The 18,034-nt window shown below is 71.2% G+C and carries 16 protein-coding genes; 10 read left to right on the forward strand and 6 right to left on the reverse strand.

Going from position 1 to position 18,034, the window contains the following annotated elements; all coding sequences use genetic code 11:
- Positions 1 to 91 precede the first annotated feature (91 nt).
- The 5 genes from B9W62_RS13385 to B9W62_RS13405 are packed head-to-tail and all read right to left on the reverse strand — an operon-like array spanning position 92 to position 5,715.
- The gene (locus B9W62_RS13385; RefSeq protein WP_087807394.1) at positions 92 to 1,186 is read right to left on the reverse strand and encodes an ABC transporter ATP-binding protein; all 1,095 of its coding nucleotides are present in this window, start codon (positions 1,184 to 1,186) and stop codon (positions 92 to 94) included.
- Positions 1,179 to 2,162, reverse strand: a complete 984-nt coding sequence (locus B9W62_RS13390) for an ABC transporter ATP-binding protein (protein ID WP_087807395.1) — start codon at positions 2,160 to 2,162, stop codon at positions 1,179 to 1,181. Before B9W62_RS13390 ends, B9W62_RS13385 begins: the two co-directional genes overlap by 8 nt.
- 8 nt (positions 2,163 to 2,170) lie before the next feature.
- Positions 2,171 to 3,151, reverse strand: coding sequence for an ABC transporter permease (locus tag B9W62_RS13395; RefSeq protein WP_179235475.1), 981 nt, complete (start codon positions 3,149 to 3,151; stop codon positions 2,171 to 2,173).
- On the reverse strand, positions 3,144 to 4,067 hold the full coding sequence (locus B9W62_RS13400) for an ABC transporter permease (RefSeq protein ID WP_087789635.1): 924 nt from the start codon (positions 4,065 to 4,067) through the stop codon (positions 3,144 to 3,146). Before B9W62_RS13400 ends, B9W62_RS13395 begins: the two co-directional genes overlap by 8 nt.
- A gap of 13 nt (positions 4,068 to 4,080) precedes the next feature.
- Entirely contained in the window at positions 4,081 to 5,715 is a 1,635-nt protein-coding gene (locus B9W62_RS13405; RefSeq protein ID WP_087807396.1) for a peptide ABC transporter substrate-binding protein, read from the reverse strand.
- Positions 5,716 to 5,971: 256 nt separating this feature from the next.
- Here B9W62_RS13405 and B9W62_RS40160 point away from each other — a divergent pair, with 256 nt between their 5' ends.
- The 9 genes from B9W62_RS40160 (at position 5,972) to B9W62_RS13440 (ending at position 15,670) form a co-directional block, all read left to right on the forward strand.
- Positions 5,972 to 6,136 carry a hypothetical protein gene (locus tag B9W62_RS40160; protein ID WP_160166082.1) on the forward strand — a complete coding sequence of 55 codons (165 nt, stop codon included), beginning with the start codon at positions 5,972 to 5,974 and terminating at the stop codon, positions 6,134 to 6,136.
- Positions 6,137 to 6,214: 78 nt separating this feature from the next.
- On the forward strand, positions 6,215 to 6,733 hold the full coding sequence (locus B9W62_RS13410; RefSeq protein WP_087807397.1) for a MauE/DoxX family redox-associated membrane protein: 519 nt from the start codon (positions 6,215 to 6,217) through the stop codon (positions 6,731 to 6,733).
- Positions 6,734 to 6,747: 14 nt separating this feature from the next.
- Positions 6,748 to 7,326 carry a TlpA family protein disulfide reductase gene (locus B9W62_RS13415; RefSeq protein WP_087807398.1) on the forward strand — a complete coding sequence of 193 codons (579 nt, stop codon included), beginning with the start codon at positions 6,748 to 6,750 and terminating at the stop codon, positions 7,324 to 7,326.
- A gap of 5 nt (positions 7,327 to 7,331) precedes the next feature.
- Positions 7,332 to 9,191: an ABC transporter ATP-binding protein gene (locus tag B9W62_RS13420; RefSeq protein ID WP_087807399.1), complete on the forward strand. Its 1,860-nt coding sequence runs from the start codon at positions 7,332 to 7,334 to the stop codon at positions 9,189 to 9,191.
- A complete protein-coding gene (lepB, locus tag B9W62_RS13425) occupies positions 9,188 to 9,637 on the forward strand; it encodes a signal peptidase I (protein WP_218781987.1) in 450 nt (149 codons plus the stop codon). The genes B9W62_RS13420 and lepB overlap by 4 nt, the downstream gene beginning before the upstream one ends.
- 112 nt (positions 9,638 to 9,749) lie before the next feature.
- On the forward strand, positions 9,750 to 9,890 hold the full coding sequence (locus tag B9W62_RS40165) for a hypothetical protein (protein ID WP_160166081.1): 141 nt from the start codon (positions 9,750 to 9,752) through the stop codon (positions 9,888 to 9,890).
- A gap of 91 nt (positions 9,891 to 9,981) precedes the next feature.
- Positions 9,982 to 11,040, forward strand: coding sequence for a HesA/MoeB/ThiF family protein (locus B9W62_RS13430; RefSeq protein ID WP_256976317.1), 1,059 nt, complete (start codon positions 9,982 to 9,984; stop codon positions 11,038 to 11,040).
- Complete coding sequence (locus tag B9W62_RS13435) at positions 11,028 to 12,248, forward strand: hypothetical protein (RefSeq protein WP_087807401.1); 1,221 nt, start codon at positions 11,028 to 11,030, stop codon at positions 12,246 to 12,248. The genes B9W62_RS13430 and B9W62_RS13435 overlap by 13 nt, the downstream gene beginning before the upstream one ends.
- A gap of 47 nt (positions 12,249 to 12,295) precedes the next feature.
- Positions 12,296 to 15,670 (forward strand): AfsR/SARP family transcriptional regulator, encoded by a 3,375-nt coding sequence (locus B9W62_RS13440; protein WP_087811892.1) that lies wholly within the window; start codon positions 12,296 to 12,298, stop codon positions 15,668 to 15,670.
- Here the strand turns inward: B9W62_RS13440 and B9W62_RS13445 are convergent.
- Entirely contained in the window at positions 15,667 to 16,458 is a 792-nt protein-coding gene (locus B9W62_RS13445; RefSeq protein WP_087807402.1) for an AfsR/SARP family transcriptional regulator, read from the reverse strand. The two genes, B9W62_RS13440 and B9W62_RS13445, sit on opposite strands and share 4 nt — an antisense overlap.
- A gap of 491 nt (positions 16,459 to 16,949) precedes the next feature.
- On the opposite strand from B9W62_RS13445, the gene B9W62_RS13450 reads away from it, so the two are divergent.
- Positions 16,950 to 17,978 (forward strand): ABC transporter permease, encoded by a 1,029-nt coding sequence (locus B9W62_RS13450; protein WP_256976318.1) that lies wholly within the window; start codon positions 16,950 to 16,952, stop codon positions 17,976 to 17,978.
- Positions 17,979 to 18,034 lie beyond the last annotated feature (56 nt).

Below are 18,034 nucleotides of genomic sequence, written 5' to 3' on the forward strand. Positions count from 1 at the left end.
GGTAACTTCGGCGAAGCGGTCCCGACACACGGGCCCGCGACGCTGATCGGCGTACGGCCGTGCGGGTGCCGTAAGCGGGCCGGGGACCATGTCACCCCGGCCCGCTGCCGTCGCCGCCGCCCTCGTCCCTGCCGTCGCCCTCGCTCTCCCCCTCGGGCGGCACCACCTGCTTCTCCTCCGCGAAGTGGCAGGCGGAGTCATGCGCCGCGGGCCCGGAGACCGAGCGGAACTCGGCGGGGACGGCCAGGGCCGGCACCTCCAGCGCGCACCGCTCGCGCGCCTTCCAGCAGCGGGTGCGGAAGCGGCAGCCGGAGGGGATGTTCGTCGGGGACGGGACGTCGCCGGCCAGGATGATCCGCTCGCGGTGCTCCCGGGCATCCGGGTCGGGCACCGGCACGGCGGACAGCAGCGCCTGGGTGTAGGGGTGGGTCGGGTGGTCGTAGATCTCCGCGTCCCGGCCCGTCTCCACGATGCGGCCCAGGTACATCACGCCGACCCGGTCGGAGATGTGCCGGACGATCGACAGGTCGTGGGCGATGAAGATGTAGGACAGGTCGAACTCGTCCTGGAGGCGGCCCATCAGGTTGATCACCTGGGCCTGCACGGACACGTCGAGGGCGGAGACCGGTTCGTCGGCGACGATGATCTCCGGGCGCAGCGCCAGGCCCCGCGCGATGCCGATGCGCTGGCGCTGGCCGCCGGAGAACTGGTGGGGGTAGCGGTTGATGTACTCCGGGTTCAGGCCGACCACGTCCAGCAGGTCCTGGACCCGCTTGCGCCGGTCGCCCTTCGGGGCCACCTCCGGGTGGATGTCGTAGGCCTCGCCGATGATGTCGCCGACGGTCATACGGGGGTTGAGGGAGGTGTAGGGGTCCTGGAAGACCATCTGGATGTTCCGGCGCACGGACTTCAGGGCCCGGCCCGACAGCCGGGTGATGTCCTCGCCCTTGTAGCGGATCTCCCCCGCCGTCGGCTTCTCCAGGTTGACCAGCATCTTGGCGACCGTGGACTTGCCGCAGCCGGACTCGCCGACGATGCCGAGGGTTTCGCCGCGGGCCAGTTCGAAGTCCACGCCGTCGACGGCCTTGACCGCGCCGACCTGCTTCTTGAAGAGGATGCCGGAGGTCAGCGGGTAGTGCTTGACCAGGCCGCGGACTTCGAGGATCGGCTCGGTGGTCTCAGGCATGCAGGCACTCCCTCCAGAAGTGGCAGGCGCTGCCCCGCTCGGCGTCGGACTCGGTGACGTCGTACAGCGGCGGTACGTCGGTGCGGCAGACGTCCTGGGCCATCGGGCAGCGGGGGTGGAAGGCGCAGCCGGGCGGGATGCGGGTGAGGTTGGGCGGCAGGCCCTTGATGGCGTACAGCTCCTGGCCCTTCTGGTCCAGGCGCGGGATCGACTCCAGCAGGCCGCGGGTGTACGGGTGGGCCGGGGCCTTGTAGATGTCGTGGACCGGGGCCGTCTCCACGATCCGGCCCGCGTACATGACCGCGATCTTGTCGGCGACGTCGGCGACCACGCCGAGGTCGTGGGTGATGAGGATCAGCCCCATGTGCAGCTCGCGCTGGAGTTCCGCGAGCAGGTCCATGACCTGGGCCTGGACGGTGACGTCCAGGGCGGTGGTCGGCTCGTCGGCGATGATCAGCTTGGGTTCCAGGGCCATCGCCATCGCGATCATGATGCGCTGGCGCATGCCGCCGGAGAACTGGTGCGGGTACTGCCGCACCCGCTCCTTGGCGGCCGGGATGCGGACCCGGTCCATCAGCTCGACGGCCTTGGCGCGGGCGTCCTTGCGGGACATGCCGCGGTGCACGGTGAACATCTCGCCGAGCTGGTCGCCCACGGTCAGGACGGGATTGAGCGAGGACAGCGCGTCCTGGAAGATCATCGCCATCTCGGCACCGCGGATCTTGCGGCGCTCCTCCTCCTTGAGCTTCAGCAGGTCCCGGCCCTCGAAGAGGATCTCTCCGGCGGTGACCCGGCCGGGCGGGACGTCGAGGATGCCCATGATCGTCTGAGCGGTGACGGACTTGCCGGAGCCGGACTCGCCGAGCACCGCGAGGGTCTCGCCCGCGTCCACGCCGTAGGTGACCCCGTTGACGGCCTTGGCGACACCGTCGCGGGTGCGGAACTCCACGTGCAGGTCGCGCACTTCGAGCAGCATGCGGTCGCTCACCTCAGCTTCGGGTCGAGGGCGTCGCGCACCGCGTCGCCGAGCATGATGAACGCGAGGACGGTGATGGCGAGCGCCCCCGACGGCCACAGCAGCGCGTGCGGGGCGTTGCGCACGTAGGGGGCGGCGGAGGAGATGTCGATGCCCCAGGAGACGCTGGGCGGCTTCAGGCCGACGCCGAGGAAGGACAGGGTCGCCTCCAGGGAGATGTAGGTGCCGAGCGCGATGGTCGCCACGACGATGACCGGGGCGACGGCGTTGGGCGCGATGTGCCGCAGCAGGAGCCGGGAGTTGGAGGCGCCCAGCGCCCGGGCCGCCTGTACGTAGTCGTTCTGCTTGGCGGTGATGACGGAGCCGCGGGCGATGCGGGAGATCTGCGGCCAGCCGAGCAGCACGATGAAGCCGATGACCGGCCAGATGGTGTTGCTGGTGATGACGGAGAGCAGGACGAGACCGCCCAGGACGACCGGGATGGCGAAGAAGATGTCGGTGATCCGGGACAGGACCGCGTCCCCGCCGCCGCCGAAGAACCCGGCGAGGCCGCCGAGGACGCTGCCGAGGATCGCGACGCCGAGGGTGGCCAGGATGCCGACCGCGACCGAGGTGCGGGCGCCGTAGACGGTGCGGGTGTAGACGTCGCAGCCCTGGCCGTTGAAGCCGAAGGGATGGCCGGACTGGGAGCCCTCCTGCGCCTTGGCCAGGTCGCACTTGAGGGGGCTGCCGGAGGCGATCAGGGACGGCCACAGGGAGATGACGATCAGGAAGAGGATCACCAGCGCCGAGATGATGAAGACGGGGTTGCGGCGCAGGTCGTGCCAGGCGTCGGACCACAGGCTGCGCGGCTTGTCCCGCGGGTCGGCCCCGTCCGGGCCCGGCGGCTGCTCCAGCGTGACCGCCTCGCTCGCGCCGAGGTCCATCGTGCCGCCCATGCCGGTGCCGGCGATGGCGCGTTCGGGCTCGTAGGGCTCCTGTTCAGGCATAGCGGATCCTCGGGTCGAGTACGGCGTACAGGAGGTCGACGACGAGGTTGGCGACGAGGAAGACGAGGACCAGGACGGTGACGAAGCCGACGACGGTCTGGGTGTTCTGGCGCAGGATGCCCTGGTAGAGCTGGTAGCCGACGCCGTGGATGTTGAAGATCCGCTCGGTGACGATGGCGCCGCCCATGAGCGCCCCGATGTCGGTGCCGATGAAGGTGACGACGGGGATCAGGGAGTTGCGCAGCAGGTGCCGGGTGATGACCCGGTGGCGGGGCAGCCCCTTGGCGATGGCGGTGCGGACGTAGTCGGAGCGCCGGTTCTCGGCGATGGAGGTGCGGGTCAGCCGGGTGACGTAGGCCAGCGACACCGAGGCGAGGACCAGGCCGGGGACGATCAGCTCGCCGAAGGCCGCCTCGGAGGAGACGGCCGGGTCGATCCAGCCCCACTTGACGCCGAGCAGCAGCTGGAGCAGCAGGCCGGTGACGAAGGTGGGGACCGAGATGACGACGAGGGTCAGCAGCAGCACCCCGGTGTCGACGGGGCGGCCGCGGCGCAGGCCGGTGACGACGCCCAGGATGATGCCGACGACGATCTCGAAGAGGATCGCGACGATGGTGAGCCGGATGGTGACCGGGAACGCCGTCCCCATCAGCTCGGTGACCGGCTGGCCGTTGAAGGCGGTGCCGAAGTCGCCGGTGAAGACGTTGCCCATGTAGGTGGCGTACTGCTGCCACACGGGCTGGTCGAGGCCGAACTCGTGCCGCAGCTGCGCGGCCGTCGCCGGGTCGCACTCCCGGTCGCCGCACAGACCCGCGATGGGGTCGCCCATCACGTTGACCATCAGGAAGATCAGCAGCGTGGCCCCGATGAAGACCGGGATCATCTGGAGCAGCCGCCGGACGACGTAGCGTCCCATGGAGCCCGCCCCCTCAGCCGACCTTGATCTCGTTGTAGACCGGGACGCTGAACGGGTTGAGCTTCACGTTGGAGAGCCGGTCCGAGTAGCCGGCGCTGCCGTTCTGGTACCAGAGCGGGATGGCGGCCATGTTGTCGCGGACGACCTCCTCGGCCTGCTGGAAGGTCTTGACGGCCTCGGCGGTGTCGGTCTGGCCGTTGGCCTTGTCGACGAGCCCGTCGAACTCCTCGTTGGACCACTTGCCGTCGTTGGAGGAGGCGTTGGTGTAGTAGAGCGGCTGGAGGAAGTTCTGGATGAGCGGGTAGTCCATCTGCCAGCCGGCGCGGAAGGGGCCGCTCATCTTCCTGTCGGTGATCTGGTTGCGGAAGTCGGCGAAGGTGCCGACCGGGTTCCCGGCGCAGGCGCGGTCGTTGTCCAGGGCGTTGTTGATGGAGTTGCAGACCGCGTCGACCCACTGCTTGTGGGAGCCGGTGTCGGCGTTGTACGTGATCTTGACCTGGCCGCCGGGGAGTCCGCCGCCCTCCTTGACCAGCTTCTTGGCCTCCTCGGCGTTGTACTCGCAGGCGTCCCCGCACAGGCCCGGCTTGTAGCCGCCCTCCTCGCCGAGGACCGGTGAGGTCCAGTCGGTGGCCGGGGTCCGGGTGTTCTGGAAGATCGTGTCGGTGATCTGCTTGCGGTCGATCGCCATGGACAGGCCCTTGCGGACCTTCTCCGAGCCGGACTTGTTCCAGTCGTTGTCGTAGAACGGGAAGGCGAGGGTCTGGATGATGCCGGCCGGGGTGTTGATGTACCGGTCGCCGAGGTCGTTCTTGACGTTCTTGAGCTGGGAGGCCGGGACGTCGTCGACGAGGTCGAGGTTGCCCGCGATCAGGTCGGTGTAGGCGGTGTTGTTGTCGGTGTAGACCTTGAGGTCCACGCCGCCGTTCTGCGCCTTGTCCGGGCCGGGGTAGTCGTCCCACTTGCGCAGGGACATCTGGGAACCGCGGGTGTAGTTGTCGACCTGGTAGGGGCCGTTGCCGACCGGCTTCTTCAGCCAGGCGTCGTGGTCGTCGAAGAACGCCTTGGGCAGCGGCGCGAAGGCGGCGTAGCCGAGGGTGTCGGGGAAGCTGGAGAACTTCTGGTTGAGCTTGATGGTGAAGGTGCGCGGGCCGGTCACCTTCAGCCCGGAGAGCGTGTCGGCGCTCTGCGAGCCGCTTTCGGGGTGCACCTTGTCGTAGCCGTCGATGTACGCGAAGAAGTACGCGTTGCGCTGGTTGTTCTTCAGGCTCGCGCCGTAGTTCCAGGCGTCCACGAAGGACTGCGCGGTGACCTTCTCGCCGTTGCTGAAGGTCCAGCCGTCCTTGACGGTGACGGTGAAGTTCTGCGAGTCCGAGGTGTCGATCTTCTCGGCGAGCATGTTCTTGGCCTCGCCGGTCTCGGGGTCGTACTTCTTCAGCCCCCGGAAGATCATGTCGAGGACCTTGCCGCCCTGCACCTCGTTGGTGTTGGCCGGCTCCAGCGGGTTCTGGGGGTCGCCCCAGGAGGAGCTGAGCACGCCGCCACCGCCCCCGCCGCTGCCGCCGTCCCCGCCTCCGCCGCCGCAGGCCGTCGCCGCGAGGACTACCGCCGCCGCGCAAGCGGCCCATTTGGCGTGCGTGGCTCCGCGCATGGAGTGCCTCCTCGTGCCCTGACTCGTCCGTTGCCCCATTTCAGTCAATATCGGCGGATTGCAGGCACTCCGCACGTTCAGTCCCACCATCCGGGGTGCCCCGCGGCCCGGGGGCGGCCGCCCACCGGCTCCGCCACCCGCTCACGGCGCCGGAAAGGCCGCTGAAAGACGACGGAAAGTCCGCCGGTGGAGCCTGGGGACCGAGGCCGGGCGCCCGCCTGACGCCCCGACGGAGAAACACGACAAGGAGAACTCCATGTCCAAGATGCTGAGCCGTATCGCCGACAAGCTGCTGCCCCAGACGTCCGCCGCCGCCGGCTGCGCGCCGGGCTGCTGGATGGAGCGCAGCAGCTCGGGTGGCCAGTTCTACGAGTACAAGTGCTGCTACAACCCGAACTGCTCGGTGCGCTGCTACGTCTGAGACCCGTGGCCGCCGTGCCCGAGCAGGTGCACGGCGGCCATCGGCCACCCGATCCACATCTAGCGGGAATGGACAGACATGGCAGTAGCATTCGGCCAGTTGTGTCTGGCCACCGTGCTCTTCTGGTCGGGCCTGCTCAAGCTCCGGGACGTCTCCGCCTTTCGCCGGCACGTCGCCACCACCCTGCCGCGGCTCGGGGGCGGCCTCTCGGCGGCCCTGGCCCTCGCGGTCCCCGCCGTCGAGGTGGCCGCCGCGGGACTGCTGCTGATCCGCCCGTGGGCCTGGCTCGGGTGTGCCGCGGCCACGTTGCTGCTGCTGGCCTTCACGGGATACCTGATCGGCCTGATGCGGTCGCGCCCGGACGCGTCCTGCGGCTGCGCCGGAGCGGACGACACGCCCGTCTCCGAAGTGCACGTCCTGCGCAACGTCCTGCTCCTGACCGTCTGCGTCCTCACCTGGTGGGCCACCGTGCGCACCGGCGGCGGTCCCGGCCCGGTCTCCTACGCCGTGGTCGTGGCACCCGCCGCGGTCTTCGGCGTCGCCCTGCTCCACCTCGGGGAACTGGTCTCCTTCTTCCGCCCCCCGCGCACCACCTGAGAACTGGAGTCCCTATGAGCATCGCGCTCGCCGTCCTCGCCCTGCTGGTCGCTTCCGCCGCGTGCGGTCTCTCCGTGGCCGTCGCGCTGCGCGTCAAGAAGCTCCTCGATCCGCTGACCCAGGAGGGAGCGCTGAGCCGCCGCCGCCCGGACGAGCTACCCGCCGTGGGCACCGTCGTCCCGCCGGTGCCCGGACTCCTCGACATGGACGGGACCGAGGTGCGGCTGCCCGTTCCCGGCTCGCAGCCGTGGATCCTCTCCTTCCAGTCGGTCGGGTGCAGCGGCTGTGAGCAGCAGCTGCCGGGATACGCGAAGTTCCTGCGCGACGCGGGTGTCGACCGGGACCGCGTCGTCTCCTTCGTCGTCGGGGACCCGGACGGCGCCGCCCTCTACCGGGACCAGCTCGGCGACCTGGCCCACGTCGTCGCCGGCGAGAAGCAGGCACCCACTCTGATCGGCGAGTTGGGGGTGTCGATGTTCCCCACGTACCTCGTGGTGGACGCAGAGGGCAGGGTGACGGTGGCGTCCGGCAGTTCGGCCCGGCTCGCCGGCAGCGTCTCCGAGCTGTCCGCGTCGGCCCTCGCCCGGAGTTAGCGCTCATGTTCAGACAAGGGCTCGTCCCGGTCCGGGGCGTTCTCTCCCTCGCCCGCGAGGCCGCCCCGTTCCAGCTGGCCGCCTATGCCGCGCTCGACCTGCTCAGCGGGGCCTTCCCGGTCGCCGCCGGCTGGCTCACCAAGCTCGCCCTCGACGAGCTGGGCGCCCAGGCGCCGGTGAACACGCTGGTGGCGCTGGCCGTCGGGCTGGCCCTCGTCGGCGTCGTGCAGGCCGTCGTCCCGCACGTCTCCGGCTATCTGCAGGCGGAGGTCGAGCGGGCCACCGGAACCCTGGCGCAGGGGCGGCTGTTCACCGCGGTGGGCCGGTTCGTCGGAATCGGGCCCTTCGAGGACCCGCGCTTCCTGGACAAGCTGCGCCTGGCCAAGCAGTCGGGCAAGAGCGCGCCCGGCCAGGTGGTGGCAGGGATGCTGGGAACCGTGCGCGCGGGCGTCACCATCGTGGGCTTCCTCAGTTCCCTCCTGGTCCTCGCGCCGCTGATGGCCCTGTTCGTCCTGGTCTTCGCGGTGCCCGTGCTGGTCGCCGAGATCGTGCTGTCCCGTCGCAGGGCGGACATGATCTGGCGCATCAGCCCGCGGGAACGCCGCGAATTCTTCTTCGACCAGTTGCTCTCCAACGTCGAGGCCGCCAAGGAAGTACGGCTGTTCGGCATCGGCGGCTTCCTGCTGGGCCGGATGCAGACGGAGCGGCTCGCCTCGAACGCCGCGCGGCGCGGGATGGACCGCCGTGAGCTCTCGACCCAGTCCCTGCTGGCGCTGTTCGCGGCGCTGGTGTCCGGGACCGGCCTGGTCTGGGCCATCCACAGCGCGCTGTCCGGCGGGCTCACGCTGGGAGACGTCGCGATCTTCATCGCCGCCGTCGCCGGGGTGCAGAGCTCCGTCGGCCAGCTGTCGGCCGGCGCGGCCCAGGCCCACCAGGCGCTGGTGCTGTTCGGTCACTACCAGGACGTCGTCGGCACGGAACCCGACCTGCCGCGTGCCGCCGCTCCGCTGCCCGCCCCCGCCCTGGCACACGGACTCGAACTGCGCGACGTCTGGTTCCGCTACGGCCCGGACCAGCCGTGGATACTCCGGGGGGTCGACCTGTTCATCCCCCAGGGACGGAGCACCGCCCTCGTCGGTCTCAACGGAGCGGGCAAGTCCACGCTGGTCAAGCTCCTGTGCCGGTTCTACGACCCGACGCGCGGCGCGATCCTCTGGGACGGCGTCGACCTCCGCGAGTTCGACCCGGAGGACCTGCGCCGGCGGACGAGCGCGGTCTTCCAGGACTTCATGCACTACGACCTCACCGCACGGGAGAACATCGCGCTCGGCGACCTGGACGCGCTGGCTTCCTCCTCGCGCGTCGCCGAGGCGGCCCGCAACGCGGGCATCGACCGGACGCTGGAGGGCCTCCCCCGCGGATACGACACCCTGGTCACCCGGACCTTCTTCCCGGGCGAGGAGCAGGACGACGCGACCACCGGCGTCCTGCTGTCCGGGGGCCAGATGCAGCGGCTGGCCCTGGCCCGTGCCCTGGTGCGCGAGCAGCGCGACTTCCTGATCCTGGACGAGCCCACCTCCGGTCTCGACGCCGAGGCCGAGCACGAACTGCACGCGCGGCTGAGCGAGTTCCACCGCGGGCGGACGAGTCTGCTCATCTCCCACCGGCTGGGTTCCGTACGGGAGGCCGACCTCATCGTCGTCCTCTCCGAGGGACGGATCACGGAGAGAGGTGACCACGCCGCCCTGATGGCCCGTGACGGCTCGTACGCCCGGCTCTTCGGGCTCCAGGCCGCCGGGTACACGGGGGAATCCGCGCACCTGCCGGAACATGGGCCGGCCGCCGTGGAAGGAGCGGTGTCGTGAGGTGGGCCGTGGTGGGCGGGTGCGCGGGACTCGTCGTCGCGGGGACGGCACTGCTGCGCCGGCGCCTCGTCTCGGTCACCGTCACGGGACACAGCATGCTGCCGGCGTACCGGCCCGGCGACCGGGTCCTGGTGCGGCGTGGTGTCGTCCCGCGCCGCGGCGGCGTGGTCGTCGTGGAGCTCCCGGACACGGAGCACCGCAGCTGGATTTCCGCGCCGGCCGGACTGGGCAGTCCCGGAGCGCCGGTGACCGAGCGTCAGTGGCTGCTCAAACGGGTCTCCGCCGTGGCCGGCGATCCGTGCGGCAGCCGGGACGCGGCGGCCGGCCGGGTACCGCCGGGCCATCTGCTGCTGCTCGGGGACAACGCGTCCGTCAGTTTCGACTCGCGCCAGATGGGGCCCTTTCCCGTGGAACGGGTTCTCGGCGCGGTGTGGCGGCGGCTGTGACCTTCGGGGCTGCTCCGGGGCTGCTCCGGGGCTACCTCGGGGCTCCGTTCGGAGCTTCGTCGGAGGATCACGGCGGACCAGGGAAACGCACATCCAGGAGAGAGGAAGACACATGCAGGACAGCACGCGCGGCACGCAGGACGACGAGAGGGCGCTCCCCGTGGTGACGGAGCCGGAGGGGCAGACCGAGCTGATCGAGATCCGCCTGCTCGACAAGATCGAGACCATCGACAGCAAGGCAGTCGCCAGGTAGTCGCCGGGTAGCCGCCGGGCAATCACCGGCCCACGGCGGACCGTTGCGTCGCAGAAGCACTCCGGGAAGGCTGGTTGTGAGACGTCCACGAGTGAAACGGGAACACATCCCGCACCGGTTCGACGACGGAACGGTCCGCCTCGGCGGCGAGGTCTACGGAATCGCGGCGGAGATCACCGACCCCCACGGCTGGGCATGGGACGCCCTGACCCGGATGGACGGGACGGCTCCACGCCGGGACATCGAGACGGCGCTGGCCGAGCGGCACCCCCGCCTCGGTGCCGACGGAGCCCGGCGGCTGGTGCGGGAGCTGATCGGCACCGGGTACGTGGAAGACGCGGCCACCGGCCGTCCCGAGGGGTTCACGGACGGCGAGCTCGAGCGCTACAGCCGCAACCACGACTACTTCCGGCGCGTCGATCTGCGTCCGGGGAGCGACCCCTGGGAGGCCCAGCGGCGCATCGGACGCGCCCGGGTGACCGTGCTGGGCGTCGGAGGCGCCGGCAGCCACGCCGCCTGGGCGCTGACCGCGGTCGGCGTCGGGTCCCTGCATCTCGTGGATCCCGACCGTGTCGAGGTGTCCAACCTGACCCGGCAGGCGCTGTACACCGAGGCGGACGTGGGCCGGGCCAAGGCACGGGTGGCCGCCGAACGCCTCGCCGCGGTCAACTCCGCGGCGACGTTCACCTACGACGTGCGGCGGGTGGACACGCAGGACGCGCTGCGTGAACTCGTCGCCGGCTGCGACGTCTTCGTACTGGGTGCGGACGAGCCGCGCAACGACGTCATCAACACCATGACCAGCAGGGTCTGCGCCGCACTGCGGATTCCCTGGGTGACCGCCGGCTACAACGGCCCGCTGGTGACGGTCGGTGTCTACGGTCCCGAGGGTCCGTGCTTCGCCTGCGTCGGTGCCGGCGAGGAGGCCCGGCTGAAACCGGGCTGGCATCCGGACCTGGGCGGCACGGGAGCCCTGGCACCGGCCGCCGGGATCTCCGGGCAGCTGATCGCCAACGAGGTCGTCTCGCTGATCACGGGTACGGGCTCGACCGCTCCCGGTTACGTGCGCGGCCTGAATCTGATCGCCCCCGACCACCTCGTCCACGTGCGGCATCCCGCCCGGCCCGAGTGCCCGTTGTGCAACCCCTGACCGGTGGTCCGGAAGGGCTCCGGGTCTCCTTCCACGGCCTGGAGTTCCGCCCCGACCGCGACGAGTGGATCGTCGGACGGCAGGGCACCGACGAGATCGTCGCCCTGCCCGCGATCGGCATGGACGCGGTACGGCTGCTGTCCGCCGGCCGGACGGTGGAGGAGACCAGGAGCAGCCTGCGTACGGCCACCGGCCGCGACGTCGACGTCCGGGCGTTCGTGGAGCGGCTCGCGTCGGCCGGGCTGGTGGCGTCCATCGGCGAGCGGCGCTTCCCCGTCGCGCCGGCCGCGGTCTCGTTCCCCCGGGTGCGGCCGCACCATGTGCGCCTGCTCCTGAACCCGGTGCTGCACGCCGTCCTGCTCCTGGTCCCGGTCGCGGGTCTCGCGGTCGCGCTGACGCGTCCGGGCACCTTCCCCTCCTGGGACAGCTTCCTGTGGACGGAGTACGGCACCTTCACGGTGCTGGTCCAGTGCGTGATCGGCTGGTGCCTCATCGCCCTGCACGAGGCGGCGCACCTGCTGACGGCCCGGGCGGCGGGCGTGCCCGGCCGGATCCGGCTCGGCACCCGCCTTCAGTTCCTGGTGGCGCAGACCGAGGTGTCGGGCATCTGGCTCAAGGGCCGGCGGGAGCGGCTGACGGTGTACCTGTCGGGCATCGTCCTGGACGCGGTGATCTGGGGCGGCTGCCTGCTGGCCCGCGGCTGGGGAGCGGACGGGGTGCTGCTGCCGGTGATCGTGGCGACCCTGTTCCTGGCGCTGGCGAACCAGTGCCTCGTGTTCATGCGCACGGACCTGTACTTCGTCGTCCAGGACCTGACGGGCTGCCGCAACCTGTTCACCGACACGGCCCGCTGTCTGCGCCATGTGGCCGCGCTGCCCTTCGGCCGCCGGGCCCCGCACCCCCTGCGGTCGCTGCCCTCCCGCGAGCGGCGCTTCGTCCAGGCGTACGCCGTCGCCGTGGGCGTGGGCAGCGTGGTCTGCCTGGCCATCGGCTTCCGGGTGCTGACCGAGGTCACCTGGCCGCTGCTGCGCCGGTCCCTCGTACACCTGGTGGACGGATCCGGCTGGTGGCTGCGGCTCGACGCGCTCACCACCGTCCTGGTCCTGTGCGGCATGCAGGCGCTGTGGGCCCGCCTGTGGTGGAGACGCCACGGCGAACGGGTCAAGCGCGTGCGGCTGGCGGCACGCGCGTGGCGACGCGGTTACTGAGAGGAGCCTCATAGCCCGCGGGCGCGGTGCTGGTCTACCTTTCCCCGATGCACAACCGCTCGCCCCGGTTCCGTCTGCTCGGCCCGCTGGAGATCCGCGTCGACGAGACCGCCGTCCTTCTCACCGGCCGTCAACGCGCCCTGTGCGCGGTCCTGTTGCTGCACGCCGACCGTGTCGTCTCCGTGGACCGGCTGGCACGGGGCCTGTGGGACGAACGGATGCCCAGCGCGTCGGCCGCACGGATCCGTGCCCTGGTCTCCGAGGTCCGGCAGGCCTTCGGCGTGGACGGAGCCGCCCTGCTGGCCACCCAGAAGCCCGGGTACGTCCTGCGCGCCGCTCCCGCGGAGGTCGACGCGTTCCTCTTCGAAGCGCTGATCAGGGACGGGCTGCGGGCGCTGGCGCACGAGGAGTGGGCGCAGGCGTACCGCTACCACGACGACGCCCTCGCGCTGTGGCGCGGCGACCCGCTGCCCGATCTGCCGACCATGGAAGCGGAACGCCGGCGCCTGACCGAACTGCGCATCGCCGCCGAGGAGGGCAGGGCGGAGGCCGAACTGGAACTGGGCCGGCCGCGCTCCGCCGTCGCCGACCTGGTCCGGCTCACCTCCGAGCACCCGCTGCGCGAACGCCCGCACGCGCTGCTGATGCGCGCCCTGGCCCTGGACGGGCGGTCGCCGGACGCCCTGGCCGTCTACACCGGCCTGCGCAACCGCATGGTGCGGGAACTCGGCGTCGACCCCTCGGACGAACTCACGGGACTGCACCGCAAGCTGCTCGCCGGAGGTGCCGCCCCCCGGACGGCGGCGCCGGCCCCCGCCGAGCCCGCCAGGTCCCGGCGGGTGCCCCGCCAGTTGCCGCGGGCCCCCCACCGCTTCGTCGGCCGGAACGCGGAGCTGCGCCTGCTCGACGCCTGCCGGCGGGACGGCGGTGCTCCCGCCGTGCTCGTGGGGCCCGCGGGCGCCGGGAAGACCGCGCTGGCCCTGCACTGGGCGCACCGGATAGCCGACGACTACCCCGACGGGCAGCTCTTCCTGGACATGCGGGGCTTCGACAACGCCGAACCCATGTCCCTGGAGGAGGCGCTGCCCCTGCTGTTGCAGGGCCTGGGATGCGCGCCGCACGACATACCGCTGGGCCTGGACGCGCAGACCGCGCTCTACCGCACGCTCCTGGCGGACCGCCGGGTCCTCGTCCTCCTCGACGACGTGGCCGACGCCTCGACGGTACGCCGGCTCCTCCCCGCGGCCAGCGGGTCGCTCGCGCTGGTGACCAGCCGGCGGAAACTGAACGGGCTCGTGCTGGACGGGGCCCACCGGGTGACCTGCGACGTGCTGTCCCGCGAGGAGGCCCTGGAGCTGTTCGGCGCCTCGATCGGTGCCGAGGCCGTAGCGGCCGACCCCGCGGCGGCGGCCCACCTGGTGGAACTCTGCGACCACCTGCCCCTGGCCCTGTGCGTCGCCGGTTCCTGGATCGGCGCCGGGTCCGGGAGCGTGCGGGCCTACGTCACGAGCCTCGCGGAACGCGGCCGGCTCGCCCGGTTGCACGTCGAGGGGGAGGAGAGCGTCGCCGTCCGGGCCGCGCTCGACCTGTCGTACGGAACGCTGCCCGACGAGGCCAGGTGGGCCTTCCGCTCCCTGGGTCTGCTCCCGGGCACCGGCCGCTCGGTCGCGGCGGCCGCGGCCGCCGCGGGACTGGACGAGACGCGCACCGCCGACCTGTTGCGGCTCGCCCAGCGGGTGCACCTGCTGCGCGACGACGCGTACGGCCGTATGACCTGGCACGACCTCGTGCACGAATACGCCGCGGAACGGGTGGTGGCGGAGGACGCCGAGGCGGAGCGGGCCCGGGCGGTCGACCGCCTCCTCGACCACTACCTCCAGAGCGTCTCCCGGGTCGCGGCGACGTGCCGCCTGTACTGCCCGCAGCCCCTTCCGGAGCCCGTCGGCGGGTCCGCCCCCCGCACGTTCCGCACCCCGGAGGAGGCCTTCGCCTGGTTCGACGAGGAGTGGGAGGACATCGCGGCGGCGATCGCGTACGCGGCCGAGCACGGACCCGCCCGGTTCGCCTGGCAGATCGTCGACGCGCTCCAGGACCTGTTCCACCACCGCCGCCCGCTCGCCGACTGGCTGCGGCTGGCCGCGCTCGCCGGCCGGGCGGCCGAACGCGGCGGCGACCGGCGGGGCCAGGCGGTCGTCCACCTCTCCTCCGGCCACGCCCGGTGGCGCAGCGGAGACTTCAGAGGGGCCCTCGGCGCCTACGAGAGTGCGCAGGCCGCGGCACGCGACGCCGGGTGGCTGTCGGGAGAGGCGCGGAGCGCTCAGGGCAGGGGGGTGACGCTGAAGCTGCTCGGCGAGCCGAGCGAGGCACTGCCCTTCTACGACCGCGCCCTCACCCTCTACCGCTCCCTCGGCATGACGGAGCCCGAGAAGATCATGCTGACCAACACGGCGTCCCTGAAGCTCGCGCTGGGACGGCTCGCCGAGGCCGAGGAGGCGGTGACCGCGGCGCTCGCGCTGCACGACGGGCGGCAGGAGCACCTCCACTCGATGACGCTGGTGAACCACGCGCTGGTGCAGCAGAAGCAGGCGAGGTTCCGGGAGGCCGCCGCCACCTTGTGGCAGGGCCTGGAGGTCTCCCGCGGCGCCGCGTCGCTCTACGCGGAAGCCGTGATGCTGGAGACCCTCGGCCGGGTGCGCGACGACGCGGGCCAGGACGCCCGTGCCCTCCTCGCCTACGAGGACGCGCTCGGGCTCGCCCAGCGCGTCGGCAACCGCAACTGCCAGGTCGACTCCCTGGTGGGTCTCGCCGCCGTGAAGCTGCGCACGGGCCGCACGCCGGAGGCGGCCGCCCACCTCGACGAGGCCCGGACCGTCGCCGAGGAGACCGGGCACCGGACCGGCCTGATCGAGATCCTGCTGGTGCGCGGGGCCCTGCACTGCGCGCAGGAGCGGTACCGGGAAGCGGCGGCGGTACTGGAGACGGCCGGCCGGCTCGCGGTGAACGGCAGTCCCCTCACGCTGCCCCGGATCCGGACCCTCGGCGCCGTGGCCCTCCGGGAGACCGGTGAGACCGGCGCCGCCCTCGAGGCGGCACGCGAAGCGGTCGGCCAGGCGCGCAACTCGGGTCAGCGCCTGGTGCTGGCCCGTGCGGCGACCGCCCTCGCGAGCGTCTGCGAGGCCGTCGGCGACACCCGGGCCGCCGCCGGGCACCGGGACGAGGCCCGCGTCCTGTTCGACGAGATCGGCGTCCCGTCCTCCCACCGGACGGCCACCGGACACCCGGGCGCCGGCACCCCGCCGGACCGGGGCCCCCGCGCCCGGGGTGCGCGCCCCTGCCTGCCGGACGACACGGAGGAGCGCTTCGCGCGCTATCTCGCCGACCACTTCGACGACCTCGCGGGCCAGCAGGTGCCGCGGCCCTAGGACGCCATGGCCGCCCACACCGGACGGCCGCCCTGCACGACCTCGTCCCTGCGCAGGATCCGCTCGTGCAGCATGCGCAGCCGGCTCCCGGGCTCGACGCCGAGCTCCGCGACCAGCCGCGCGCGGGTGGAACGGAAGCAGCGCAGCGCCTCGTCCTGGCGCCCGCTGCGGTAGAGCGCCAGCATCAGCAGGCTGGCGATCCGCTCGTCCAGGGGGTGGGCGGCGGCCAGCTCGTGGAGCAGCGGCACGTAGTCGCCGCAGCGGCCGAGCCCGAGCGCCAGTTCCGCGCTGTTGGTCCGGACGGTGCGCAGTTCCCGCTCGAACGTGATCCGGGCGGCGTCCGCCCACGCCGTCCGGACATCGGACAGCGGCCGGCCGTGGCACAGGGCCAGCGCCTGCTCGTAGAACTGCAAGGCCGCCTCCTCCGCTCCCCGGCACTGCGCGTTCCTGGCCTGCCGCACGAGGGCACGGAAGCCGAGGACATCGACGGCCTCCTCCGCCGCGACCATGGTGTAGCCGCCCGGCCTGCGGACCACGTCGCACGGCGCACCGGGGGCGCCGACCGCCCGCAGCGCCTTCCGCAGCCGGGTCACCAAGGTGTAGAGGGCGTCGCGGGGGCGGACCGGGACCCTGCTCTCCCAGACCCGGCCGATCGTGTCCTCGTCGGTGACGAAGGAGTTGGCGGACCAGGCCAGCGTGGCCAGGAGGCGACTGACGGTGGGACTGACCGCAATGTTTTGGCCATCGGCGGCACGAAGCTCGGTACAACCCAGGATCTGTACGTTCACGCGGTCCCCTGAAGGTGTCGTCGGTCTGCTGTCACCAGCACCTCCCACTGTGGGGACCGGGCGTTCGTTTTCCGCATGGATCACGCACGGGCGGGCTGCGCCGGCGCGCCCAGCGGCCGTACTCGCGGCCCGGCGGCGGGGGCCGGCGGCGAGGGCGGGAATTCCCTCGATCGACCGCGCAATGGATCACCGAAATGAGATGCGAAGTCGTTACTTTGCGACCCTCCGGTGTACGCATTCCGACGACTCGGCGTCCACATAACGAACACCTTGCCTGATTCGTCCAGTTGGCCCGATGTAAAGCACGGATCGATCACGGCGCGCTACACGCGTAGCTACGGAATGATCAAGATGAAGCAAAGAAGGTAAAGAGAAAGTCAACTCGAGCCAGATTTTATTGACCTTGAACGAATTGCGTTGAAAAAGTCCGGCGTAGCCCGTAGGGGGACGCCCTGCGGAGTCATCAGACCCTCCCTTGGGCCAGGAGCACCATGACCCCCCCAACTCCATCAGCGGCCGCCCCGCTCGAGGTGACCGACGAAACCGTCGACAAGTCACCCACGCCCGCCACCCCCAAGGGCAGCGAAAGCCGTTCGCCGGGCCGACTGGCCTGGAAGCGCTTCAAGCGTGACCGCACGGGCGTCATATCGGCGTGCATCGTGATCTTCTTCTTCGTGATCGCGCTCGCGGCGCCCCTCATAGCCAAGCTGTACGGCAAGGACCCGTACACCACGTACGCCAGCCAGCGCCCCGAACTGCTCGACGCCTTCTCGTACCCGGCCGGTCCCAACGGCGGTATGAGCTCGGAGTTCTGGTTCGGCATCGAGCCGCAGCTCGGCCGGGACGTGTTCACCTTCCTGCTGTACGGCATCCGGACCTCGCTGGGACTCGCGCTGGCCGCCACGGTGGTCACGGCCGTCCTCGGCGTCGTGATCGGCACCACGGCGGGCTACCTCGGCGGCAAGACGGACTACTTCGTCGGCCGGATCATCGACATCCTGCTGTCGTTCCCGTCCACGCTGTTCTTCATCGCGTTCATGCCGGTCATCTACGGCCTGTTCGTCGCGCCGGACGAGAACATCCCCACCTCCCTGCGGGCCATCTCCCTCATCATCGTGCTGTCCGGCTTCGGCTGGGCGTCCCTCGCCCGGCTGCTGCGCGGCCAGGTGCTCGGACTGCGCGAGCGGGAGTTCGTGGAGGCGGCGAAGGTCACGGGCGCGTCTCCCTGGCGCATCGTCTTCAAGGAGCTGCTCCCGAACCTCTGGACTCCGATCATCATCCAGACCACGCTGATGCTGCCGATGTTCGTCACCGCGGAAGCGGGGCTGGCATTCCTCGGCGTCGGCATGATCGACCCGACGCCGGACTGGGGCGTAATGATCCAGCGAGGCGCCCAGTTCTACACCGAGGACATCACCTTCATGCTCTTCCCGGGCCTCTCCATGGTGATCTTCGTTCTCGCCTTCAACCTGCTCGGCGACTCGGTGCGCGACGCGCTCGACCCGAAGACCAAGCGCTGATCCGTTCCTTCCCCGGTCCGTACACAGGAGTCCGGCCGGCCATCTCCGTCCCGTAT

Source organism: Streptomyces sp. CS113, from assembly GCF_002188365.1.
GTDB lineage: Bacteria > Actinomycetota > Actinomycetes > Streptomycetales > Streptomycetaceae > Streptomyces > Streptomyces tendae.

Bases quoted from the DNA above. Each gene is read 5' to 3' on its own strand.
- B9W62_RS13385 (WP_087807394.1), bottom strand. From the start codon at position 1,186: ATGCCTGAGACCACCGAGCCGATCCTCGAAGTCCGCGGCCTGGTCAAG.
- B9W62_RS13390 (WP_087807395.1), bottom strand. From the start codon at position 2,162: ATGCTGCTCGAAGTGCGCGACCTGCACGTGGAGTTCCGCACCCGCGAC.
- B9W62_RS13395 (WP_179235475.1), bottom strand. From the start codon at position 3,151: ATGCCTGAACAGGAGCCCTACGAGCCCGAACGCGCCATCGCCGGCACC.
- B9W62_RS13400 (WP_087789635.1), bottom strand. From the start codon at position 4,067: ATGGGACGCTACGTCGTCCGGCGGCTGCTCCAGATGATCCCGGTCTTC.
- B9W62_RS13405 (WP_087807396.1), bottom strand. From the start codon at position 5,715: ATGCGCGGAGCCACGCACGCCAAATGGGCCGCTTGCGCGGCGGCGGTA.
- B9W62_RS40160 (WP_160166082.1), top strand. From the start codon at position 5,972: ATGTCCAAGATGCTGAGCCGTATCGCCGACAAGCTGCTGCCCCAGACG.
- B9W62_RS13410 (WP_087807397.1), top strand. From the start codon at position 6,215: ATGGCAGTAGCATTCGGCCAGTTGTGTCTGGCCACCGTGCTCTTCTGG.
- B9W62_RS13415 (WP_087807398.1), top strand. From the start codon at position 6,748: ATGAGCATCGCGCTCGCCGTCCTCGCCCTGCTGGTCGCTTCCGCCGCG.
- B9W62_RS13420 (WP_087807399.1), top strand. From the start codon at position 7,332: ATGTTCAGACAAGGGCTCGTCCCGGTCCGGGGCGTTCTCTCCCTCGCC.
- B9W62_RS40165 (WP_160166081.1), top strand. From the start codon at position 9,750: ATGCAGGACAGCACGCGCGGCACGCAGGACGACGAGAGGGCGCTCCCC.
- B9W62_RS13440 (WP_087811892.1), top strand. From the start codon at position 12,296: ATGCACAACCGCTCGCCCCGGTTCCGTCTGCTCGGCCCGCTGGAGATC.
- B9W62_RS13450 (WP_256976318.1), top strand. From the start codon at position 16,950: ATGACCCCCCCAACTCCATCAGCGGCCGCCCCGCTCGAGGTGACCGAC.